Below are 22,050 nucleotides of genomic sequence, written 5' to 3' on the forward strand. Positions count from 1 at the left end.
CCGGGCCCCCGCCGGCTCGGAGTTCCCGCCGCCTCAGCGCCGCTTCGAGCGCGGCCGGTTCTGCGCGGCCGGGCGCTGCGGGATGCGCGGAGCGCCCTCGCCGGCGGCACCCTGGGGGAGCGAGGACGCGGGCGGGATCGGGCGGCGGGTCACCGGGCGCACCGGCTCGCCGCGGCGCGTCTGGCCGGGGATCGGCCGGGAGCGGCGTCCGTAGATCAGCTCGGACGAGTCGAGCAGCCACGGCACCAGCGCCACCGTCACTCCGTGCACCAGCAGGAGCTTCTGGCGGATCCGCCGCGACTTGTGGTTGTGGAGGAACGCCTCCCACCAGTGCCCGACGATGTACTGCGGCATGTAGACGGTGGTGATCTCGGAGCCGTGCTCGAGGCGGTGGGCCTTGATGTACTTGATCAGCGGGTACGAGATGTCGCGATAGGGAGAGGCCACGCAGCGCAGCGGCACCTCGATGTCCATCTGCGCCCAGTCGGCCTTCAGCTGCGCGGTCTGCGCGTCGTCGATGGAGGAGTGCACCGCCTCCAGCGTCTCGTGCCGCGCCGCGATGGCGTAGTCGAGCGCCTTCAGCGTGGGCTTGTTCATCCGGCCCACCAGCACGATCGCGTGGTCGCCGTTGGCGCCGAAGGTCGTGGTCGGGTCGACCTCGATCTCCTTCTCGACGTCGCGGTAGTAGCGGTAGACGCCGGCCATCAGGACGCCGAGGATCGGCATCACCAGGTAGACGAGCCAGGCGCCGTGGGTGAACTTCGTGATCGTGACGACGACGAGCACCGCGAACGTCAGCGTCGCGCCGAACAGGTTGATGGCCAGGCTCGTGTAGACGGTGCGCGAGCCCTCGCCGTTGCGGATCATCCGCACCCAGTGCTTGACCATGCCCGACTGCCCGAGCGTGAACGAGACGAAGACGCCGATGATGTACAGCTGCACGAGGCTCGTGAGCGAGGCCTGGTAGACGAGCAGGATGATCGCGGCGACGAGCGCCAGGATGATCACTCCGTTGGAGTAGATGAGGCGGTCGCCGCGGGTGTTCAGCGACTTGGGCGCGTAGCCGTCGCGGGCCAGCACGGAGCCCAGCAGCGGGAAGCCGTTGAACGCGGTGTTCGCCGCGAGGAGAAGGACGGCGGCGGTCGCGGCCTGGATGATGAAGAACAGGATCGTGTTGTTGCCGAACGTGGCGGCGGCGACCTGCGCGATCACGGAGCGCTGCGGGGTCGTGGCGCAGTCGGCGAAGCCCACCAGATGGCAGGCGTTCTCGGCGTAGTGCACGTTCGAGAGCAGGGCGAGGGCGGTCAGGCCGACGAAGAGCACGATCGCGATCGTGCCCATCGCGACGAGGGTGCGCTGGGCGTTCTTGACCTTCGGGGCGCGGAACGCGGGCACACCGTTCGAGATGGCCTCGACGCCCGTGAGTGCCGCGCAGCCGCTGGCGAAGGAGCGCAGCAGCAGGAGGACGACGGCCGCCTGCGTGAGCTGCTCGCCCTGCACGGTGAAGCCCGCCGACTCCGCGACCGGGGTGTCGCCGAAGGCGGTGCGGACCAGGCCGACGACGACCATGACGAAGACGCTCGCGACGAAGAGGTACGTCGGGACGGCGAAGGCGCGGCTCGACTCCGAGACGCCGCGGAGGTTCACGGCCGCCAGCAGCACCACGAAGAGGATGGCCAGCTCGACCCGCAGCGGCGCCAGCTCGGGTACTGCGGAGATGATGTTGTCGACTCCGGAGGCGACCGACACGGCCACGGTGAGCACGTAGTCCACGAGGAGGGCGGCGGCGACCGTGAGGCCCGCGGTCTCGCCCAGGTTGGTGCGGGCGACCTCGTAGTCGCCGCCGCCGGACGGGTAGGCCCGGATCAGCTGGCGGTAGCTCAGCACCACCACGACGAGGAGGACGACCACGCACGCGGCCACCCAGGGGGCGAAGGTGAGGAAGGAGAGTCCGCCGAGCAGCAGGATCATCAGCAGCTCCTGCGGCGCGTAGGCCACGGAGGAGAGCGGGTCGCTGGCGAAGATGGGGAGCGCGAGCCGCTTCTGCAGCAGCTGTCCCTCGAGCTTGTCGCTGGGGAGCGGCTCGCCGATGAAGAAGTGCTTGGCGGTACGCAGCTCGGTCGCGTCGGCCGATGATCCGTCCGCGGCGGACGGGGGGCCCTCGTGTGTCACGAGCGATGACACTACTCCGTGCGAGGGGGCAGTCAAGACGGCCGGGAGCAGGCCGAGCGGAGGCTGATCCCGCGCTGTGACCGGGAGTTTCCCGGTGCGGCGGGGAGCGACGGCCGGCGTCCTCGCGGCCGGCGCCCCGAGCGGGGGGTCAGCGGCCGTCGCGGGTCGCGGCTCCGATCAGGCCGGTGAGGCTGTCGCGGAGCGCGGTGAGCTCCTCGAGGGGGACGTCGAGCCGCTCCACGATCTGCGGAGGAACCTGCAGGGCCTGCTCGCGGAGGGCCGCCCCGGAGGGGGTCAGCGCGACGTCGAGTCGGCGCTCGTCGTCGCTGCTCCGGGCGCGCGTGACGTGGCCGCTCGCCTCCAGGCGCTTCACGAGCGGGCTGAGCGTGGCCGGCTCGAGGCGAAGGGCGGAGCCGAGGTCGGCGAGCGAGCGGGGGCTGCGCTCCCAGAGCGCGAGCATCACGAGGTACTGCGGATGCGTGAGTCCGAGCGGCTCGAGCACGGGGCGGTACAGCCCGATGACGGTGCGCGCCGCGACGGCGAGGGAGAAGCAGACCTGGTTCTGGAGGGCGAGCGGGTCGGATTCCACGACGTCATCCTCTCATCGTGCCCTGATGGTTAGTACACTAAGGATATGACGCGGAAGAAGACCGGCTCCCTCTACCAGCGCTTCAACGCGCGGCTGTTCCCCTGGATCGGCCCGCCGCCGCTCGGCCCGTACGACCAGCCCGAGCAGGAGGCGCCCGCGGGGCAGGCATGCCCGCTCTGCGGCCGGCCGATGTCCGAGCACGTCATCGACCGCTCCGGTCCGCGCACCCAGCTGTACTGCCCGAGCGACCCCTCCTGAGTCGCACGCCCCCGTTCGGGGGTCAGGGGCTTCGGGCGGCGGGGGCGGATGATGAGCGCATGTCCCGTCTGAGCCCCACCGCCGCCCGCGTCGTCCAGTACAGCCGTTTCGGCGACGCGGACGTCCTCGAGATCGCCGAGGTCGAGCGGCCGAAGCCCGGGGCGGGCGAGGTGCTGGTCGAGGTGCTCTCCGCCGGGGTGAACCACATGGAGGCGTTCATCCGGCAGGGCCAGTTCGACTCCGACCACTCCGCGGCCTTCCCGATGCGCCAGGGCACCGACTTCTCGGGCGTCGTCGTCGCCCTCGGCGAGGGCGTCACCGACATCAAGCTCCGCAGCGACGTGGTCGGCCACGCGCTCGTCGGCTCCCACGCGACCCACGTCGTGGTGCCGCGCCGCAACCTCGTCGCCAAGCCCGCCTCCGTGAGCTGGGAGGTCGGCGGCGCGCTGTTCCTCGCCGGAGTGACCGCGTGGCGCGCGCTCGAGGCCACGCACGTCGGACCGGACGACACCGTCCTCGTCTCCGCCGCGGCCGGAGGAGTGGGCAGCCTCGAGATCCAGCTGGCGAAGCTCCGCGGCGCGACCGTGATCGGCACCTGCGGCGAGCGCAACTTCGACTACCTCCGCCAGATCGGCGTGAAGCCGGTGGTCTACGGCGACGGGATCGCCGACCGCATCCGGGCCGCGGCGCCCGGCGGGGTCACGGTGTTCCTCGACAACTTCGGCGGGGAGAACGACGCCCTCGCCGACGAGCTCGGCATCGCGGCGGGCCGCTTCCACTCCAGCGACGACCGCAAGGAGATCGAGCTGCGCGCCGTCTGGCCCGACGCCGAGACCGCCCAGCGCGACACCGAGATCCTCGGCGAGCTGGTCGGCCTCGTCGGCGAGCAGAAGCTGCGGGTGCTCGTCTCGGGCTTCTACCCCTTCGACCAGGTGCAGGACGCCTTCGACGACCTCGAGAAGCGCCACTCGCGCGGCAAGATCGTCCTCGGCATGAACCCAGTGGACCCGGCGAAGGTCACCAAGGCGCGCGACATCCACGAGGCCGGCCGCTAGCCGCACCCTCCCGGCGGCTGTCCGGGCTGCTCTCCGGGCGGCCACAATGGGGCCGTGGCGCGCGGACGCCCGGGAGGAGTGACGCGATGGAGGAGCCCGTCGTCGCGATCGTCTGGATCGTCTCGTTCGTGGTGGTGACCGTCCTGGTCACCGGGCTGTCGGGGCGGGTGAACTGGTCCGCTCCCGTGGCGCTCGTCGCCGTCGGAGCCCTCGCCTCCTTCGTCCCCGGGATCCCGGAGGTGGTGGTCGAGCCGGACGTGGTGCTGTTCGGGATCCTGCCGCCGCTGCTCTACGCGGCTGCGATCCGCACCTCCGTCCTCGACGTCCGCGCTCGTGGCGACAGCATCCTCCTGCTGTCGGTCGGGCTCGTCGTCTTCACGGTCGCGGTGGTCGGCGCGGTGGCCTGGATGGTCGTCCCGGCGATCACGGTCGCCGCGGCCCTCGCGTTCGGCGCGATCGTGGCGCCCACGGACGCGGTGGCGGTCACGGCGATCGCGGGGCGGCTCCGCCTGCCGCGGCGCATGCTCACGGTGCTCGAGGGCGAGAGCCTCCTCAACGACGCGACCGCGCTGGTGGCGCTGAACGCCTCCCTCCTGGCGATCGTCAGCACGGTGACTCCCGGGCGCATCGCGCTCGACTTCGTGCTGGCCGTGGCGGTGGGCGGCGGGGTCGGGATCGGCATCGCCGTGCTGCTCGGGTTCGTGCGCAAGCAGGTGCAGTCGTCCGTCCTGGACACGAGCCTCTCGCTGGTGACGCCCTACGTCGCGTTCATCCCGGCGCAGCTGCTGCACGGCTCCGGTGTGCTGGCGGTCGTGGTCGCGGGGCTCTACCTGGGCTACCGGGCGCCGGTCATCCAGTCGGCGCAGGCGCGGATCGCGGAGTCGCTCAACTGGCGGACGATCCAGTTCCTGCTCGAGAACGCGGTGTTCCTCTTCATCGGGCTCAGCCTGTCGTCGGTGGTGGGGGCGACGGCCGACTCGGGCATCGGGGTCTGGCAGACGGTCGGCATCGGCGCGGCCGTGCTCGCGGCGCTGGTCGGGAGCCGCGTGGCCTGGATGTGCATGACGACGCTGCTGTTCCGGCACGGTCCGCGCCGGCTGCAGCAGCGCGGGTGGACCTGGCCGACCGCGATCGGGGTGTCGTTCGCGGGCATCCGCGGCGTGGTCACCCTCGCCGCCGCGTTCCTCCTGCCCGCGGAGACGCCGCAGCGCGCGTTCCTGCAGTTCCTCGCCTTCATCGTGGTGGCGGGGACGCTCGTCGAGGGGCTCGCGCTCCCGCGGCTCGTCCGCGCCCTGAAGCTCCCGGCCCCGAACGAGATGCAGGAGCACGTCGAGAAGCAGATGCTGCTCGCCGAGGCGCAGGCCGCCGGCCTCGCCCGGCTCGACGCGGAGCCGCAGGACGGAGTGGAGGACCGCGTGCTCGACCGGCTGCGGCGGAACGCGACGTTCCTCGCCGACGCCCTGGAGAACCCGCCGGAGGGCGAGGGCGTGGAGCCGCTCCCGCAGGCCTACAACCGGCTCCGGCGCGTGATGATCGCGGCCGAGCGGGAGGCGGTGCTCCGCGCGCGCTCCGAGGGGCGGTACCAGGAGCCGGCGGTGGTGAGCGCTCTGGCGTTCCTCGACGTGGAGGAGGAGGCGCTGGCGGTCGGGCGGCAGTAGCGCCGGGAGGGCGGGGACCCCGGGCTGGATCCCCGCCCTCCCGGCGGTACGGTGTCCGGGCTCAGTCCAGGGTGGAGCGGACCGAGGCGCGGGCCTCGTCGAGCGCGGCGCGCAGGGCGTCGACGCTCGCGGTCGTCACGGATCCCGAGGAGGCGGCGGTGCGCAGCTCCGCGCGCAGCTCGTCGCGGAACTCGGTGAGCAGCACCTCGGCGTCGCGCAGGGCGATCCGCGAGGCGGTGCGCGCGTCGGGCGAGGCGGGCGCGGCCTGCTCCGGCGCGGGCTGCTCGGAGGGGGTGCCGGACGTGTCCTGCGGGCGCGGCTCCTCGGCGGAGTGCTCCGGTCGGCGTCCGGGCTCCCGCGAGTCGCGCGCGGCGCTGGCCAGGTCGGCGCGGAGGCTCTTCATCGCCTCCGCGACGCCGAGGCGGACCTCGTCGGCGAGCCGGCGGACGGAGTCGGTGAGCTCCTCCTCGATGTCGCCCAGGTCGGTCGCGCGGTTCGCGAGCTCGGCGCGGCCGGCGTCGGTGATGGAGTAGACCGTCTTGCGGCCGTCGGCCTCCTTCGTGACGAGTCCTTCCTCCTCCAGCTTCGCGAGGCGCGGGTAGACGGTGCCGGCGCTGGGCGCGTAGGTGCCGCCGAAGCGCTCGCTGAGGGCCTGGATCAGCTCGTAGCCGTGGCGCGGCGACTCGGCGAGGAGGTTGAGCAGGTAGAGGCGCAGGCGGCCGTGCGCGAAGACGGGGCTCACAGCGAGCTCCCGTCCATCGGGCGGCGGTCGTCGGCCGGGCCGGTGCCGGGGGAGCCCCAGCCCTCGCCCACCGAGGCGGAGGACGCGGCGACGGACCGGCGGACGACGACCACGTCTCCCGAGACGGAGTTGGCGGCGACGTCGACCCACTTCGAGTCGAGCGAGCCCGTGGTCGAGGTGAAGCCCCGGCCGAAGGTGCCCTTGACGACGGAGCCGTCGAGCTGGAGCGTGCCCGAGACGGTGTTGATGCGGTAGCGGGCGCCGAGCCCCTCGTCGACGCGGATCGTGAGGTCGCCGCTGACGGTGTTGGCCTGGATCCGGTCGGGGGTGCCCTCGGCGTCGACGAACACGCTGCCCGAGACGCCGTCGACGGTGAAGCGGGTGAGCTCGCCGGTCGCGGTGACGTCGCCGGAGACGGTGCGCGCGGTGACGCGGCCGGTGTGGCTGCGGACCGAGAGCTCGCCGTGGACGGTGTTCACCTCGATGTCGCCGTGCAGGCCGTCGACGACGATGTCGCCGCCGACCGTCGAGACGCGGGCGTCGCTGTGGAGGCCCGAGACCAGGCCGTCGGCCGAGACGGTGTCGAACTTCAGGTCGACGCCGCGGGGGACGAGGAGGCTGATGTCGGCGCGGTCGCCGCGGCGGCCGAGGCCCTTCACGACGTCGACGATGGTGTCCCAGCGGAGCTGGACGTGGTCGATCTCGAGGCGGTCGCCGTCCATCGAGACCTTGAGCGGGCGGCCGTCGACGCTGTGGACCTCCACGCGGGCGGTCGGCTCGTCGTGGGCGATGACGTCGATCTGGCCGCCGACGAGGGCGACCTTGACCGAGCGGACGACGTCGAGGTCGATGACCTTCGTCTCGCCGGCCTGTACGAGCCATTTCTCGAGGGACATGAGCTCCTCCTCCTGCACCGGGGTGCCTTTCTGAAACGCGATACATCGCGAGTGGACGAGAGTCACGATATATCTCGATCGTTGCGGTCGGCAACGGGGCTCGGCCGGTTCCCAGCGTCGAGCGGCCGGGACCGGGGGCGGGGCCGCGGCGCGGCGAGGCCGGGGGCCGGAGCCGGCGCCGCCGTCGAGGGGGTGAGGGCGCGGCGGGCGCCGTGGTAGACCGGGCGCATGGACCCGATAGCGGCACTCGAGGAGATCGCGGCACTGCTCGAGCGGGAGCGGGCCTCCCGCTACCGGGCGAAGGCGTTCCGCCGCGCGGCCGCGGTGCTGGAGGGGATGGCGTCCGCCGAGCGGGACGACCTCGCCCTCGTGCGGCGGGCCTCCGGGATCGGCGACACGACCTTCACGGTGATCGAGCAGGCGCGGTCGGGCCGGGTGCCCGACTACCTCGCGGAGCTGCGCGGCTCGGCTCCTCCGCCCGCGAGCGCGCTGCGGGGACGGCTGCGCGGCGACCTCCACAGCCACAGCGAGTGGTCCGACGGGGCGACGCCCGTCCTCGCGATGGCGGACGCGGCCCGCGCGCTCGGCCACGAGTACCTGGCGCTCACCGATCACTCGCCGCGGCTCCGGGTCGCCCACGGTCTCAGCGCGGAGCGGCTGGAGGAGCAGCTGGCCCATCTCGCGGGCCTCGACACCGGGCCCCTGCGGCTGCTCAGCGGGATCGAGGTGGACGTCCTCGAGGACGGCGCGCTCGACCAGACGGACGAGCTGCTGGACCGCCTCGACGTGGTCGTCGCGAGCGCCCACTCGAAGCTTCGGCTGCCCTCCCGTGAGATGACGGCCCGGCTGGTCGCGGCTGCCTCGGATCCGCGGACCGACGTCCTCGGCCACGTCACGGGGCGGCTGGTGTCGGGCGAGCGCGGCACCCGCCCGCCGTCGACCTTCGACGCCCGGGCCGTGTTCCGCGCGTGCGCCGACCACTCCACCGCGGTCGAGATCAACGCCCGCCCCGAGCGCGAGGACCCGCCGGACGAGCTGATCGCGCTCGCGCTCGAGGAGGGCTGCCTGTTCTCGATCGACAGCGACGCGCACGCTCCGGGCCAGCTGGGCCTGCTCGACTACGGGGCCGAGCGGGCGGAGCGGCTCGGCGTCCCGGAGGAGCGGATCGTGACCACCTGGCCGGTCGAGCGGCTCCTGGAGTGGACCCGCGGCTGAGGATCCTCGCGCGTTGCGCAAACGAACTGCGGCCATCACCCCCTTGACAGGAAGCCGTACCGCGGGAGGAGATCCGACGCAAGTGGCGAAATCCCAGCCGCCCACGCGGCATGCTCGGTACCGGTCCGCTCCTCCTGGGCCGCTCCAGCGGTCGGGAGTCGCGCTCCGTCGCACTCTCCGCTCCGACAGACCAGGTGAACCATGGCCACGCAGACCGCTCTCGACGCCGTGCGCGCCGCTCCCACTCTGCTCGAGGCAGTCCGGATGGCCGACGAGCTGACGGTCGCCGCAGTGAGCGACGGCGGCGGCCGCGCGGTGCGCCTGCTCACCCGCGCAGCCCTGGACCCCTCGGACCAGCTCACCGCGATCGCGGCCGTGCACTCGCTCGCGCAGGTCTTCGACGAGGAGGCCGACCTCGCGCTGCTGATGCTGCTCGAGGACGAGCGCCCGTACCTCCGCGAGCACGCCGCCTGGGCCTTCGGCGGGCGCCTGCCCCGCCCCGCCGCGCTCGGGCCGCTGCTGCGCCTGGTCCGCGACGGCGGCTTCTCCGGCATGCTCGCGCAGCGCACCGTCCTGCTCTGGGCCTCCTCGACCCCCGACCTCGTCGCCGTCGCGCTCGAGGGCGCGCTGCTCGGCGAGCGCGAAGCGGCGGCCCGGGCGCGGCTCGTCGAGACCCTGGGCCTCGTGCCCGGTGCGATCGCCGAGCGCACCCTCCTGCACGTGGCCGCCGATCGCGCGGAGGGGCTGGAGGCGCGGGCCGCCGCGACGGACGCGCTCGGCGAGCGCGGCTCCGACGACGCCGAGCTCCTGCTCACCGGCCTGGCCGAGGAGGCGGCGCCCATCGGGCCCCTCGCCCGGCTCGCCCTCGGCGACCTCGCCCCCGCACCGGCCGTGGAGGCAGGGCCGACGGTCGCGCAGCTCTTCGTCCACGCCGACATCGACGGCACCCTGACGCGGGTGGGCGCCGGCGACAACGGCGGCATCGCGACCCTGCTGGTGCGCCTGGGCGACTCGCTCGTCGAACAGGAGGGCATCGACCGGGTGCTCACGCTCTCGCGCGGGACTCCGGCCGAGGCCGAGCGCGCGCTCGGCGAGCTGCCCGACTCCGGCCACGGCTTCGCTCCGGTCCCGTTCGTGGGGCCGCCCGTGGCCATGCCCCAGGCGTGGAGCCGCCGCATCGCCGCCGAGCGCGGCATCCGCCGGATCCTGCGCGCGGCCGGCCGGGTCGACGTGCTGCACCTGCGCATGGCGGACGTCGGATCCCTCGCGGCGGCCGCGGTCGCCCGGGAGCTGGAGATCCCCGTCGTGTTCACCCTCGCTCCGGACCCGCACGCCCTGATCGCGGGCCTGGACGCGTCCGGCGCCCTCACCCGCGCGGACTTCGGCGAGCGCGACGCCGCCGAGCACTTCTGGTTCCGCGTGCGCCTGGTGCAGCGCCTGGCCGCCGACGCCGCGCACACCGTCCTGTTCCCGCGGGAGGAGCTGGCGGCGACCATCCGCGAGCTGATCGGCGTCGACATCACCGCGCACCCGGAGCGGCACACGATCGTCCCGGAGGGGATCGACGTCGGCCTGGTCGAGCGCGGCGAGTCGGCCGCACGGGCCTCCGCCGCCGGTGAGCCGGTCGCGCTGGACGAGGGCGGCGACCTGGCCTCGCTCGACCTCCTGCTGGAGGAGCTGCCCGAGCACCGCCGCGGCCTCCCGTTGCTGCTCAGCGTGGGCCGCCTGCACCGGGTGAAGGGGATGGCGGCGCTCGCCGGGGCCTGGGCGTCCGACCCCTCGCTCCGGGAGCGCGCCAACCTGCTCCTGGTCGGCGGCGACCTCGCCGACCCGAGTCCCGACGAGCGCGAGCAGCTCGACCGCATCCGCGCCGTCGCGTCCGACGGGCTGCTCCTGGCCGGCCACCGCCCGAACGGGACCGTGGCCCGCTGGCTCGGCGCGATCCGGCACGGCCGACCGGGGCTCTCTGCTCCGGGAGGCGCCTACGTCTGCGCGAGCGTCAAGGAGGAGTTCGGCATCGCCCTCCTCGAGGCGCTCTCCGCAGGACTGGTCGTCGTCGCTCCGGCGACAGGCGGGCCCGCGACCTACGTCGAGGAGGGGGAGACCGGCTTCCTGGTCGACACCGCCGACCCCGCGGCGCTCGCCGCCGGCGCCGCCGCCGCACTGGATCTCGCAGGAGGGCCTCTCGGCGAGCACGCCGCGGCCCGCGGGCACGCGATGGTCGCCGAGCGCTACACGGTGCAGGCCATGGCTCATGCCCTCTCGGGCGTCTACGCGCACGCGACCGCGGACCAGGAGCGTCCTCTCCGCTCGCCGCTCGTGCTGGGGGCCTCGTGACCCTGCTGATCATCAGCCCCGACTACGCGTCGCACCTGCTGCCGCTGGCGACCCTCGGCACAGCGTGGCAGGAGGCGGGCGAGCGCGTCGTCGTGGCCACCGGCGACGCGACGCGCTCCATCGTCGACGGCTTCGGATTCGAGCACATCGCGCTCCGGCTGGGGCGCGGCTCCAACCCGGGCACGATCCGCGCGGAGGAGCAGGCGCCCGACGAGGGCGCGTCCCTCCGCGGCTTCTTCGACGCCACCCGGCGCGGGATGGTCCCGACCCTCGCCTACCAGGCGCGGGAACGGCTCACCGACCTGCTCTGGGATCCGTCCGGCGTCGCCGCGCTCCTGCGCGTGATCCTCGACGAGGTGCAGCCCGACGCGATCGTGGTCGACCACCTCGCCTTCACCGCGCGCGTGGCGCTGAAGGCACTCCGCGTGCCCTACGGCGACGTCGTGCTCGGCCACCCCAGCGCACTCACGGTGCCCGGCGAGGTCTACGGCTTCCCTCCGGTCTGGCCGGACGCCTTCGCTCCGGAGCCGGACGACCTCGATGCGCTCCGCGCCCTCTGCGAGCAGGTGCGCGACTCCTTCACGGCGGAGTGGAACGCCGCCCTCACCACCCTCGACCCCGGGGCGGCGCCCAGCGCCGACGCCTTCGCCGAGAGCGGCGACGTCCTGCTGCTCAACTATCCGGGCGAGCTCCACGACTCGGCCCGCACCGCTCAGCTGCCGCCGCACGCGTTCCTCGGCTCCGCCGTCCGCGAGGAGCCCGACGACGCGGAGGTCGAGGAGTGGCTCGCCGCGTCCGAGGATCCGGTCGTCTACGTGAGCTTCGGCAGTTTCCTCTCGGTGCGCGACGACGTGCTCGCCCGGGTCGTCGAGGCCCTGGCCGGCGTCGAGGCCGGGGGCAGGCCCGTCCGCGTGGCTCTCGCCTCCGGCGCGACCGAGCGCGCGGCCCTGGGCGAGATCCCCGAGGGCTGGCTGGTCCGCGGCTTCCTGCCGCAGGTCGCGCTCCTGCGCCGGGCCGTGCTCGCGGTCAGCCACGGCGGCAACAACAGCGTCACGGAGGCGATGACCGCGGGCGTGCCGCTCGTCGTCCTGCCGTTCTCGACCGACCAGTTCGCGGGGGCGGCCGCGCTCGAGGACGCCGGGTTCGCCGCCGTGCTCGACCCCAACGCCGCCTCCGCGAGACAGCTCGCGGAGGCTGCGCGGCGGATGCTCGCACTCGACGCTCCCGCCCGGGAACGGCTGACGGCGCTCGCCGAGGGCCTCGCCCGCGAGACGGGGCCGCAACGGGCCCTCTCCGCCCTGAGCGGAGCGACCGTCCAGCGCTAGCCTGGGCCGATGGTCGAGCCGACACCCCGGGACGCGCCCCTGCGCGCCGAGCGGGACGCTGGGCGGGCGGAGCCGATGCTGGGCGCTCTCGGCGCCTTCGGGCGCTTCGAGGGGATCGTCCCGCCGCTGTTCGAGGCGGCCGTGCGGATCCTGCACCCCTCCGACGACCCGCCCCGGCGCTGGCGCGAGGTCGCCGAGCGGGAGGGGACGCTCCTGCATCCGCTCGCGCAGTGGTACTCGCTCACCGGCGAGCATCCCGACGAGTACGCGGAGCCCCGCCTCGGAGTGCTCCCGCTCGACGAGCTCGCGGCCGTCGCCGCCGTGCTCGCGGAGCACACGAGCACCCCCGACGACTGCCTCGCCGTGTTCTGGGAGGGGTTCGGCGTGCTGAGCGGCGGGTCGCGGATCCTGATCTCCCGCTCGGACGCCTCGGAGGAGCTGCCCGAGTGGATGAGCGACACCCGGCCGACCGGCTGGGAGCACCCCGAGACCGCTGCCGCGGCGACGGTCGAGCTGCCGGGGCGGGAGGGGCCTCTGCTCTCGCTCGACGTCAGGGTGCTCGAGGACACCGCGTGGGCGCGCGCGGCGGGCTTCGCCGACGCCTCCGGGCTCGTCGTGCAGACTCCGCTCGCGCTCTGGCCGGAGGACCGGGCCTGGTACCTCGCGAGCGAGGTCGACTTCGACTCGACGCTGATCGGCGGCTCGCGCGCCCTCGTCGACGACCTGCTGCGGCTCTCCGCCGCGGGGCGCATCGAGGTGCTCCTCCTGCCGGATCAGGTGGACCTGACGAGCACCGGTGACCGGCTCAACCCGAGGCGGCGGTGACGGGGTGAGCGACGAGGACGACGAGCGCTGGCTCGTGGTGAAGGGCCGCCGGTGGCGGCGCACCGACCCCTCGCTGCCGGAGGACGTGGTCGCCGGCCTCACCTCGCACCTCGGGCGCGGGCGCTCGGGAGTGCGCTCCGCCAGGCTGCACGAGGACGCGGAGGCGGAGGCGCTGGCGCGCAGGAGGGTCGGGCTCGCCAAGCACGGGCTGGGCGAGCGCGGACCGGCATGGTGGGACGAGCCCGAGGCCGATCGGCTCGAGCGCGCCCGCGAGGCGCTGCGGGCGCTCGAGGAGCTCGACGCTCCGGAGGACTGACTCGGCTTCTGCATCCCCCGAGCGTGCTCGTCGGGTGAGGCGGGCGGGGAGTGCCCGAGCGGATCCGGGGAGAGCGCGCGGAACCGCGGCCTGTGGAGGACGACCGCCCCCGCGGAGGCCGCCGACCGAGGCCGCCCGCCGAGGCCGCGAGCCGAGCCCGCCCGCCCCTAGCGGAACCTCACCACGAAGCCGTCCTCCGGCCCGGTCGGGAAGCTCTGCAGGCTCACGCGCAGGTCCTGCCCGTCCTCGACGTCGTACGGGTGCCCCGCGGCCAGGAGCTCCAGCGCCGCGGACAGCAGGTCGACGGTCGCCGGCTCGCCCGGGCACCGGTGGTCGCCTCCGTAGTGCCCGCCGCCCTGGGCGATGAAGCCGTTGCGGTCGACGGGCGACCGGAACCGCTCCGGATCGAAGCGGCCCGGCGCCTCCCAGTGCGAGCCGTGGTCCGTCGCGTAGAGGTCGAGCAGCATCCACTGCCCCGCGGGAAGCGTCTCGCCGCGGAAGTCCAGCTCCAGGCGGGCCCTTCCTCCGACCATCGGGAAACACGGGTAGAAGCGCCGCACCTCGTTCGCGAACGCGACGCGCTCCTCCTGGTCGGCGAGCCGCTCCCGCCACTCCGGATGCCGGTGCAGCGCGAGCGCCGCCAGCACCACGAAGCGCCCCACCGCGACCGTGGGCCGCAGCACGTTGATCAGCTCCACCGCGGCGACCTCGACGGGCAGGAGGCCGCCGTCCTCCTTCTCGTGCGCGATCCGGTGCAGGGGAGTCGGGGAGGGTCCGGCCGTCCGGCTCGCCTCGATCAGTGCGAGGGCTTGTCGACGCCCGCGTCGTCGACGTGGTCGTGGTTCTGCGGGTTCTCCTGCGGCTGCTCGGTCCGGTCGGTCATGGTGCTCCTCTCGCGTCGGCGCGGTGCGCGCCTCGCGGCCACGGTAGGAAGAGCGCGGCGGAGCCGGGTACCCCGTTGACTCGCGGGGGAGGGGCGGGCAGACTCCGCCGCCCTCAGCGCCTCCGCAGGAGGACCGGCGCGGTCGCCCAGACCACGGCGAGCAGCAGCAGCACGCCTCCGCCCGCCCAGAGGCCTGCCGGCCCGCCCAGCACGACGTCGAACACGAAGCCCACGACTCCGACGAACAGCAGCGATCCCGCCGCGAGGCACACCGTGACCACCCGGTTGCCGAACCGCACCAGCTCGGCCTTCCTCCGCCGCTGGAACAGCAGCCGGTGGGCGATGACGGGCGCCAGCGCCAGGATCGTGACGCACGCGGCGAGCAGGACGAGCACGAGGTAGAGCGCCACGTCGGGCGGCGCGAGGTCGGCGAAGCGCTGCTGGAAGCACAGCGTCAGCAGGAAGCCGCCCAGGATCTGCGTGCCGGTCTGCACGACCCGCAGCTCCTGCAGGATCTCGTTCCAGTTGCGGTCGGATCGCTCCTCCACCGTCTCGTCGCGACCGGAGTCGGGGGCGGAGGGGTCGACGGGTCGGTCGCTCATGGGACGAGGGTAGAGCTCACGCGAGCAGGGACTCCGCCAGCGAGATCGCCCCGCGCACCCCGGACTCGTCGCCGAGGGCCGGGCGCACGATGCGGATCCGCCCGCCGCCCGTCCCCGTCGCTCCGGGCGCGCCCATCAGCCGCTCGACCTCGGCCTCGACCGCGGGGACGAGCCCCGGCGTCTTCGACACGCCTCCGCCGACGACCGCGAGCCGCACGCCCGCGACGTAGGCGAGCGTCGTGACCAGCTGCGCGAGGTAGTAGGAGCTGAAGCGGAGGTTCGCGGCCGCCTCCTCGGTGCCGAGGCGGGAGCCGTCGACGCCCCAGCGCGCCGAGATCGCGGGACCGGCGACCAGGCCCTCGAGGCAGTCGCCGTGGAACGGGCAGGTGCCGGCGAAGCCGTCCTCGGGGTGGCGGCGGGGCAGCAGGTGCGCGACCTCGGGCCAGCCGCTGCCGGCGAGGAGCCGTCCGCCCGCGATCACGCCGCCGCCGACTCCGGTGCCGACGGTCAGGTAGACGAAGTCGTCGACTCCGGCCCCGGCGCCCCAGCGGGCCTCGCCCAGGGCGGCTCCGTTGACGTCGGTGACCAGCGCGAGCCGGGCGCCCGGTGCGGCCGCGCCGATCGGGCCGAGGACGTCGGTGCCCTCCCAGCCGAGCTTCGGCGTGGAGGTGAGGTGCCCGTAGGTCGGCGAGCCGGGGTCGATGTCGAGCGGGCCGAAGGAGGCGACGCCGACCGCGGCGACGGTGCCGTCGACTCCGTGGCCGCTGACGAAGCCGGCCAGATCGGCGAGAGTCTCGGCGGGCCCGCGGGTCGGCAGGGTCGTCGTCGCGAGGATCCGCTCGGGATCAGCGGCGTCGGCGACCGCCGCGACGACCTTCGTGCCCCCGGTCTCGATGCCGACGAGGAGGGGACGGTCGGCGGTGGCGCTCATGGATCTCCAGGGCTCGTGCGGTGCGTCTCGGGTCTCAGCAGGCGGACAGCGAGCGCACCTGCGCCGACAGGGTCAGGGGGCTGCCGAGGAGCAGCACCTGATCGAGGTCGTGGCCCTGCATCTTCACACGGGTGCTGCGCGGCAGGCAGGTCGGCTCGCTGAGGTAGAGCGGGGCGCCCTGCTTCGCGGCGACCGGGCCGACGGCCAGCGCGTCGGCGAAGCCGGTGGCGGTCGCGAGGTAGACGGTGTCGCCCAGCTCGGACGGCGGGAAGACGTCGTTGATGCGTCGGCTGGTGTCGTGGCGGTCCGTCCCGGCGATGCGCGACACGGTGTCGGCGATCTTCGCGGCGCGGAGGTCGGCCTCCACGGCGGTCGAGATCGACGGCGCACCGCCGAGCAGCTGCACGGAGGAGGGGTCGAGTCCGGCGAGGGTGTCGCGGGTCGGCTGGTCGAGGCGCGAGCGGGCGCCGTCGACGAGGAGGACGGGCTCGGCGCGGCGGCCGGCGATCGGCGCGACCGAGAGGGCGTCCGGGAAGTTGGTGCCGGTCGCGACGAAGACGTTCTCGTAGCTGCCGTCCGGGAAGGCGTCCTCGACGATCCGGCGCGAGGTGTCGTAGCGGTCGATGCCCTCGATGCGCTCGGTCGGGATCCCGAGGGCCTTCACCTGCTGGAGCACCGAGTCGCTCACGGAGAGGGCGCTGCCGACCACGACGATCCGCTGCGGGGCGAGGCGGCGCAGCTCGGCCGCCACCACGGCGGGCAGGACGCTCGGGTCGGTGAGCAGGAGGGCGCCGCCGTGCTTCGCGGCGGCGGGGCCGGCGCTCAGCGCGTCCGGCCAGTTCGCTCCGCTGGCGAGGTAGACGACGGGGGCGCCGTCGGCGAATCCGGAGGCGGTCACCGCGACGGCGGTCGCGTACCGGTCGGTCCCGGCGAGGCGGGCGACGTCGGAGGAGTAGGCGGACGGGAAGAAGTCGATGCCGCTGCGGCCGCCCGGCGGCACGGAGACGACCGCGCGCTCGTCGAGGCGGGCCAGGCGCGAGAAGTACTGGTCGTCGTAGGCGGGGTACCCCGGCTCCACGAGGCGCAGGAGGTAGTCGCCGGCGGGCAGGGCGAGGTCGCCCGTGTCCCACGCGCGGGCGGCGCCGGGGGCTGCGGTGACGGGGACGGTGTCGAGCAGCGAGTACGTCCCTCCGTCGACCCACCAGGCCTGCACGTCGAAGGAGGGGGAGGAGACGCCCGGGACCGCGTCGGCGGTGACCGATCCGGACAGCTCGGCGCTGCGCAGGAGGGAGATGGCGACGGACTCGTCGGTCCCCCGGGTCGTCCTCGCGGCCTCGGCGACCGGGGTGTCGCCGAACCAGGTCGGGTACCAGTCGTCGCTGCCGATCAGGTTCGCGCGGACGGTGAGGGGCTCGCCGCCGGGAACGGGGAGGGAGAAGTCCGCGCCCGTGTCGGCCTCGGCGACCACGTCCCCCTCGGCGTTCTGGACCTGGACGTAGAAGGACGGGTTCGCGGGGGCGGGGTGCTCCTCGTCGGCGTCGCGGAGCGCGATGGTGCCGGAGAGGACGACCTCGGCGGACGCCTCCTGCGCGGCGCTCGCGCTCGGGAGATCGGGGGCGGCGACGGCCGGACCGGCAGCGAGGCCGGCCAGCAGGAGAGCGGAGACGCCGATCGCGGCGAGGGGGCGTGCGGGCACGGCGGGCCTTTCGGCAGGATCCGCGGGAGGCCGCGGCGGACACGGTGTCTGAATGCTAGCCGCCGCCCGCCTCCGGGCGAGGGCGGGTGTCGGCGGGATGGGCCCCCGTCCGGGGGACGATGGTGGTGGATTCCCGGGCCGCCGGAGGAGTCCGCGCGAGCAGGCTCGCCCCGGCGACCCGCGTCGGATCCCCTACTTGACGACCGCTGCGGTGGCGGCGGAGGTGCGCGTCGCCGTCGTGTAGTCGGCCTTCTTGCCGGTGACGGTCACCGTGATCTTCTTCCCCACCGTGGCGCTGGTCGGCTTGTAGGTGGCGGAGGTCGCCCCGGAGATCGCGGTGCCGTTCGCCTTCCACTGGTAGGTGAGGGCCACCGGCGAGGGACCCCAGGTGCCCGGCTTGGCGGTCAGGGTGGAGCCGACCTTCGCGGTGCCGGTGATCGTCGGGGTCGCGGCGGAGAGGGTGCCCGCCACCACGGCGCTCGTCTTCGCGGAGGTCTTCGTCACAGCGGTGAATCCGGACTTCGACCCCGTGACCGTCACGGTGATCGTCTTGCCGAGAGTGGCGCCGGTCGGCGTGTACGTCGCAGACGTCGCCCCGCTCAGAGCGGTGCCGTTCGCCTTCCACTGGTAGGCGAGGGCGACGGGGGAGGGGCCCCAGGTGCCGGGCTTCGCGGTGAGGGTCGAGCCGACCTTCGCGGTGCCGCCGATGGTCGGCGTCGCGGCGGTGATCGCGCCGCCGGTCACGGCAGCGGTCCCGGAGGAGACGCGTGTCGTCGAGACGTAGCCCGACTTCGAGCCCGTGACGGCGACGGTGATCACCCTGCCCGCGTCGCCCGCGACCGGACGGTACGTGGTGCCGGTCGCCCCGCTGATCGCGGTGCCGTTCGCGCGCCACTGGTACGCGAGGGCCACGGGGGAGGGGCCCCAGGTGCCGGCGCTCGCCGTGAGCGTCGAGCCGACCGCGGCGGTGCCGGTGACGGTCGGGGTCGCGGCGGTGAGGGCGGTGCCGCCGATGCGCACGACCGTCGATGCCGCCCCGCTGTCGCCTCCGGCGTTGATCGCGCTGACGCTCATCGTGTAGGTGGCGCCTGCCGCCAGGTGCGTGAACGTGAAGGAGCGGGCGGTGGCGGCGACCGTCGTCGACCACGGACCGGCGCCCGCGTTGTCGACGCCGTTGCGCGAGACGCGGTAGCCGGTGATCGCCGGGTTGCCGGCCGACTCCGGAGGCGCCCAGGAGATCGTCGCGGATCGCACGCTGTCGTTCGTGGTGCCGGTGACGCGCGTGGGGACGGAGGGGGCGAAGTAGGCGTCGGCGGTGCGGGTGACGGACGCGGTCTCGCCCGCACCGATCTCGTTGATCGCCCTCACCGTGAAGGTGTACGAGGTGTTCGGGCGGAGGTTCGTGAACGTCTGCGAGCGGCGATCGGCGGAGACGACGGTCGACCAGGGGCCGCCACCTGCGGCATCGGTGCCGTCGCGGGCCACTCGGTAGCCGGTGACGGGACTGCCGCCGCCGTTGGACGGCTCGCTCCACGACACAGTGATGGAGCTGCCCGAGGATTCGGCATGGACCTGTTCCGGTGCCGACGGCATGGAGAAGTCGGTGCTGAAACCGGCGCACGTCTTGAGAGAGTCGGTGAAAGTGCGACGATTCTTCGCTCCATAAGTAGTCGATGCCGACCAAATGCAGAACTCGTAAAAGGCTCCCTGCTCGAGACTGAAATCCGCACTGGTGGTATCGCTCGTGTAGACGTCGTCGTAACCCGGGTAACCCGCGTCGTCCTCGTCCGGAGCGAAGATCAGCTCACTGCGGGCGTGGTACTCGTCGAAATTGCAGGGCTGCCCGTTGCGGGTCGGGGCCTTCCATCGTGCAGACGCGACCTTGGTCGAGGGGTCGACCGTCACGGTGAGGTCCACGGGGCCGGGAGCGCCTGACTGGCGGTGAACATCCGCGGATGCTGCGGTGCTCTGCGTATCTGAAGGCTGAAACTGCTCGTTCTCTGAGCCGCCGGTGGGTGGGACCGAAAGGTCGGACACGCTGACGACCTCGACGCCGATCGAATCGGTGATGTGCGGTACGGCAACGGTGGTCGAGGTGCCGTTCCTCACCTCGACGGATGCCAGCGTGACGGCTTCGTAGAAGATATAACCGGGGTACCAGTACGACTTTTGAAAGACATGGACTCGATAGCCCGCGACCGCTGGCTGGGGGGCGCTCCACGAGACTGTGACGGCGTCTGAGCATCCGTCCTGCACGGCGACGACGTTCGTCGGCGCAGCCGGCGATCCCGCGGCCTGAGCCGGGGTCGCGACGAAGAGGGAGAGGAGCAGGGCGAGGAAAAGGGAGACGCTGAGGGTCTTCGTTCGCATGGAGGAGGGCATCCGGATTCGTCGGAGCGAGAAGGCCGACGACTGTCGGGCCGGAGGGATCGTCCCATGCCGCTTATCGCTGCCCTAAGTCCCCCATTCAGGGCGGAATTCGACGGATTCCACAGATGTCATCAGCGCGATGACAAGAGAGAGGGATAAGGCCTTCTCGCCGAGAGGCGCAACGTCGTCCCTCCGAAAGCCCCTGCCTCAGGGCGAGGAGGAGTAGTCGCGGCCGCAATACAACGCCCCGCGCGAGAGCCGCGGCGGTTTCCCGCGCCGCACCCGGTGTCCACGCGCGTTCCGTGCGCCTCACGGCGAAAACCGCACGATCGGCGCGTGCAAGACTGGGCGCGAGCGTGCTCCATCCCGCTGCGTCATGCGCGGGGCACGGAGCCACTGGACCCGGTCCGCTCATCCGCATCCTTTCGCAGGAGGACTCGAATGACCGATACCGCCGTGCTCGCAGAGGCACCCGCCCGAACTCCCGTCGCGAAGACGATCCTGATGTGCCGTCCCGAGCACTTCACCGTCGTCTACCGCATCAATCCGTGGATGGACCCGCAGGTCCCCACCGACACCTCCCTCGCCGTCCGGCAGTGGCAGACCCTCTACGACACCTACGCCGATCTGGGCTTCACCATCGAGCTGATCGAGCCCGAGGCCGGACTGCCGGACATGGTCTACGCGGCCAACGGCGGATTCGTGATCGACGGCATCGCCTACGGCGCCTCCTTCACCTACCCCGAGCGCCAGCCCGAGGGCCCGGCGTACATGGACTGGTTCCGCTCGGCCGGCTTCGACGTCCGCGTCCCCGAGGAGGTCAACGAGGGCGAGGGCGACTTCCTCCTCGTCGGCGAGCGGATCCTCGCCGGCACGGGCTTCCGCTCCGCCTCCGACTCGCACGCCGAGGTCGCCCGCGTCTTCGGCCGCGAGGTCGTCACGCTCGAGCTCGTGAACCCGTCGTTCTACCACCTCGACACCGCGATCGCCGTGCTCGACGACACGAACATCGCCTACCTACCGAGCGCGTTCAGCGAGGAGGGCAACCGCACCCTCCGCGAGCTCTACCCCGACGCGATCCTCGTCTCGGAGGAGGACGCGTCCGTGCTCGGGCTGAACTCCTTCTCCGACGGCCTCAATGTCGTCATCGCGTCCCGTGCGACGGGCTTCGAGCGCCAGCTGCGCGAGCGCGGCTACAACCCGATCGGCGTCGACCTGTCCGAGCTGCTGCTCGGCGGCGGCGGCGTGAAGTGCTGCACCCTCGAGCTGCGCCGCTGACCCACTCCCCGTGGTCGGCGACCAGCAGCGCCGACCCACCCTCCACTGTCCACGATCCGTCGCACTCGACGCCGAGTGCGACGACTCCTGGAGAGTCGATCGTCCCCTCAGGAGGAACGACATGAGCATCACCGACACCGACACCGCCCGCTCCGCCGCCCTCATCGCCGCGGAGGAGGAGCACGCCGCCCACAACTACCACCCGCTGCCCGTCGTCGCGGCCACCGGCGAGGGCGCCTGGATCACCGACGTCGAGGGCGTCCGCTACCTCGACTGCCTCGCCGCCTACTCCGCCGTGAACTTCGGCCACTCGCACCCGGTGCTGCTGGAGGCGGCCCGCGAGCAGCTCGGCCGCGTCACCCTGACCAGCCGCGCGTTCCACAACGACCGCCTCGGCCCGTTCGTCACGGCGCTCGCCGCGCTCGCCGGCAAGGACATGGTCCTGCCGATGAACACGGGCGCGGAGGCGGTCGAGTCGGGCATCAAGGTCGCCCGCGCCTGGGGCTACCGGGTCAAGGGCGTCGCTCCGGGCCGGGCGAACATCATCGTCGCGGCGGGCAACTTCCACGGTCGCACGACCACGATCATCTCGTTCAGCGACGACGCGGAGGCGCGCGACGGCTTCGCTCCGTTCACGCCCGGATTCCGCACGGTCCCGTTCGGCGACGCGGAAGCCCTCGAGGCCGCGATCGACGACGACACCGTGGCGGTGCTGATCGAGCCGATCCAGGGCGAGGCGGGCATCGTCGTGCCGCCGGCCGACTACCTCCCGGCCGTCCGCGAGATCACCGCGCGCCGCAACGTCCTCTTCATCGCCGACGAGATCCAGTCCGGCCTCGGCCGCACCGGCGCCACCTTCGCCTGCGACCTGGTCGGAGTCGTCCCCGACGTCTACCTGCTCG

At 73.3% G+C, this 22,050-nt stretch carries 20 protein-coding genes; 10 read left to right on the forward strand and 10 right to left on the reverse strand.

Translation table 11 applies throughout. The features are described from left to right. Positions 1-33: 33 nt before the first annotated feature. A complete protein-coding gene (locus tag C5C82_RS09125; RefSeq protein WP_374952928.1) occupies positions 34-2,172 on the reverse strand; it encodes an APC family permease in 2,139 nt (712 codons plus the stop codon). A 148-nt stretch (positions 2,173-2,320) separates the two neighbouring features. Next, on the reverse strand, positions 2,321-2,761 hold the full coding sequence (locus C5C82_RS09130) for a MarR family winged helix-turn-helix transcriptional regulator (protein ID WP_104226825.1): 441 nt from the start codon (positions 2,759-2,761) through the stop codon (positions 2,321-2,323). Between the two features lie 45 nt (positions 2,762-2,806). On the opposite strand from C5C82_RS09130, the gene C5C82_RS09135 reads away from it, so the two are divergent. From C5C82_RS09135 to C5C82_RS09145, 3 genes are all read left to right on the forward strand, one after another. After that, the gene (locus C5C82_RS09135) at positions 2,807-3,019 is read left to right on the forward strand and encodes a hypothetical protein (protein ID WP_104223750.1); all 213 of its coding nucleotides are present in this window, start codon (positions 2,807-2,809) and stop codon (positions 3,017-3,019) included. A 59-nt stretch (positions 3,020-3,078) separates the two neighbouring features. Further along, entirely contained in the window at positions 3,079-4,074 is a 996-nt protein-coding gene (locus C5C82_RS09140; protein ID WP_104238704.1) for an NADP-dependent oxidoreductase, read from the forward strand. 86 nt (positions 4,075-4,160) lie between these two features. Beyond that, positions 4,161-5,732, forward strand: a complete 1,572-nt coding sequence (locus tag C5C82_RS09145; RefSeq protein ID WP_104292535.1) for a sodium:proton antiporter — start codon at positions 4,161-4,163, stop codon at positions 5,730-5,732. 61 nt (positions 5,733-5,793) lie between these two features. Here the strand turns inward: C5C82_RS09145 and C5C82_RS09150 are convergent, their stop codons facing one another. Next, positions 5,794-6,474: a PadR family transcriptional regulator gene (locus C5C82_RS09150; protein WP_104239545.1), complete on the reverse strand. Its 681-nt coding sequence runs from the start codon at positions 6,472-6,474 to the stop codon at positions 5,794-5,796. Beyond that, the gene (locus C5C82_RS09155; protein WP_244230533.1) at positions 6,471-7,370 is read right to left on the reverse strand and encodes a hypothetical protein; all 900 of its coding nucleotides are present in this window, start codon (positions 7,368-7,370) and stop codon (positions 6,471-6,473) included. Before C5C82_RS09155 ends, C5C82_RS09150 begins: the two co-directional genes overlap by 4 nt. 228 nt (positions 7,371-7,598) lie before the next feature. Here C5C82_RS09155 and C5C82_RS09160 point away from each other — a divergent pair, with 228 nt between their 5' ends. The 5 genes from C5C82_RS09160 to C5C82_RS09180 all read left to right on the forward strand — a co-directional run bounded on the left by C5C82_RS09160 (position 7,599) and on the right by C5C82_RS09180 (position 13,388). Further along, positions 7,599-8,585, forward strand: coding sequence for a PHP domain-containing protein (locus tag C5C82_RS09160; RefSeq protein WP_104324295.1), 987 nt, complete (start codon positions 7,599-7,601; stop codon positions 8,583-8,585). A 201-nt stretch (positions 8,586-8,786) separates the two neighbouring features. Further along, on the forward strand, positions 8,787-10,922 hold the full coding sequence (locus tag C5C82_RS09165; protein WP_104354941.1) for a glycosyltransferase: 2,136 nt from the start codon (positions 8,787-8,789) through the stop codon (positions 10,920-10,922). Then, positions 10,919-12,247: a glycosyltransferase gene (locus tag C5C82_RS09170; RefSeq protein ID WP_104354942.1), complete on the forward strand. Its 1,329-nt coding sequence runs from the start codon at positions 10,919-10,921 to the stop codon at positions 12,245-12,247. Before C5C82_RS09165 ends, C5C82_RS09170 begins: the two co-directional genes overlap by 4 nt. Positions 12,248-12,256: 9 nt before the next feature. Then, positions 12,257-13,072 (forward strand): hypothetical protein, encoded by an 816-nt coding sequence (locus tag C5C82_RS09175; protein WP_146085972.1) that lies wholly within the window; start codon positions 12,257-12,259, stop codon positions 13,070-13,072. Positions 13,073-13,076: 4 nt separating this feature from the next. After that, positions 13,077-13,388 (forward strand): biopolymer transporter Tol, encoded by a 312-nt coding sequence (locus tag C5C82_RS09180; RefSeq protein WP_104223799.1) that lies wholly within the window; start codon positions 13,077-13,079, stop codon positions 13,386-13,388. A gap of 167 nt (positions 13,389-13,555) precedes the next feature. On the opposite strand, the gene C5C82_RS09185 is transcribed toward C5C82_RS09180, so the two are convergent. The 6 genes from C5C82_RS09185 to C5C82_RS09205 form a co-directional block, all read right to left on the reverse strand. Beyond that, positions 13,556-14,086 (reverse strand): cytochrome P450, encoded by a 531-nt coding sequence (locus C5C82_RS09185; protein WP_104354944.1) that lies wholly within the window; start codon positions 14,084-14,086, stop codon positions 13,556-13,558. Positions 14,087-14,184: 98 nt separating this feature from the next. Beyond that, the gene (locus C5C82_RS18015; protein WP_258066047.1) at positions 14,185-14,313 is read right to left on the reverse strand and encodes a hypothetical protein; all 129 of its coding nucleotides are present in this window, start codon (positions 14,311-14,313) and stop codon (positions 14,185-14,187) included. 71 nt (positions 14,314-14,384) lie between these two features. Then, a complete protein-coding gene (locus C5C82_RS09190; RefSeq protein ID WP_104223741.1) occupies positions 14,385-14,873 on the reverse strand; it encodes a DUF6328 family protein in 489 nt (162 codons plus the stop codon). 16 nt (positions 14,874-14,889) lie between these two features. Continuing rightward, positions 14,890-15,804: an ROK family protein gene (locus C5C82_RS09195; RefSeq protein ID WP_104247415.1), complete on the reverse strand. Its 915-nt coding sequence runs from the start codon at positions 15,802-15,804 to the stop codon at positions 14,890-14,892. A 34-nt stretch (positions 15,805-15,838) separates the two neighbouring features. Further along, a complete protein-coding gene (locus C5C82_RS09200; protein ID WP_104354945.1) occupies positions 15,839-17,500 on the reverse strand; it encodes a cell wall-binding repeat-containing protein in 1,662 nt (553 codons plus the stop codon). Between the two features lie 192 nt (positions 17,501-17,692). Further along, the gene (locus tag C5C82_RS09205; RefSeq protein ID WP_181134425.1) at positions 17,693-19,870 is read right to left on the reverse strand and encodes a fibronectin type III domain-containing protein; all 2,178 of its coding nucleotides are present in this window, start codon (positions 19,868-19,870) and stop codon (positions 17,693-17,695) included. Between the two features lie 441 nt (positions 19,871-20,311). Between C5C82_RS09205 and ddaH the strand changes: the two genes are divergently transcribed. Continuing rightward, entirely contained in the window at positions 20,312-21,148 is an 837-nt protein-coding gene (gene ddaH / locus C5C82_RS09210) for a dimethylargininase (protein ID WP_104226838.1), read from the forward strand. A 121-nt stretch (positions 21,149-21,269) separates the two neighbouring features. Beyond that, positions 21,270-22,050 (forward strand): aminotransferase class III-fold pyridoxal phosphate-dependent enzyme (locus C5C82_RS09215; protein ID WP_181134426.1); only part of this gene is annotated, 781 nt, incomplete at its 3' end.

This window comes from Rathayibacter sp. AY1D5 (genome assembly GCF_002932515.1).
Lineage (GTDB): Bacteria > Actinomycetota > Actinomycetes > Actinomycetales > Microbacteriaceae > Rathayibacter.

Bases quoted from the DNA above. Each gene is read 5' to 3' on its own strand.
- C5C82_RS09135 (WP_104223750.1), top strand. From the start codon at position 2,807: ATGACGCGGAAGAAGACCGGCTCCCTCTACCAGCGCTTCAACGCGCGG.
- C5C82_RS09140 (WP_104238704.1), top strand. From the start codon at position 3,079: ATGTCCCGTCTGAGCCCCACCGCCGCCCGCGTCGTCCAGTACAGCCGT.
- C5C82_RS09145 (WP_104292535.1), top strand. From the start codon at position 4,161: ATGGAGGAGCCCGTCGTCGCGATCGTCTGGATCGTCTCGTTCGTGGTG.
- C5C82_RS09155 (WP_244230533.1), bottom strand. From the start codon at position 7,370: ATGTCCCTCGAGAAATGGCTCGTACAGGCCGGCGAGACGAAGGTCATC.
- C5C82_RS09160 (WP_104324295.1), top strand. From the start codon at position 7,599: ATGGACCCGATAGCGGCACTCGAGGAGATCGCGGCACTGCTCGAGCGG.
- C5C82_RS09165 (WP_104354941.1), top strand. From the start codon at position 8,787: ATGGCCACGCAGACCGCTCTCGACGCCGTGCGCGCCGCTCCCACTCTG.
- C5C82_RS09175 (WP_146085972.1), top strand. From the start codon at position 12,257: ATGGTCGAGCCGACACCCCGGGACGCGCCCCTGCGCGCCGAGCGGGAC.
- C5C82_RS09190 (WP_104223741.1), bottom strand. From the start codon at position 14,873: ATGAGCGACCGACCCGTCGACCCCTCCGCCCCCGACTCCGGTCGCGAC.
- C5C82_RS09195 (WP_104247415.1), bottom strand. From the start codon at position 15,804: ATGAGCGCCACCGCCGACCGTCCCCTCCTCGTCGGCATCGAGACCGGG.
- C5C82_RS09205 (WP_181134425.1), bottom strand. From the start codon at position 19,870: ATGCGAACGAAGACCCTCAGCGTCTCCCTTTTCCTCGCCCTGCTCCTC.
- ddaH (WP_104226838.1), top strand. From the start codon at position 20,312: ATGACCGATACCGCCGTGCTCGCAGAGGCACCCGCCCGAACTCCCGTC.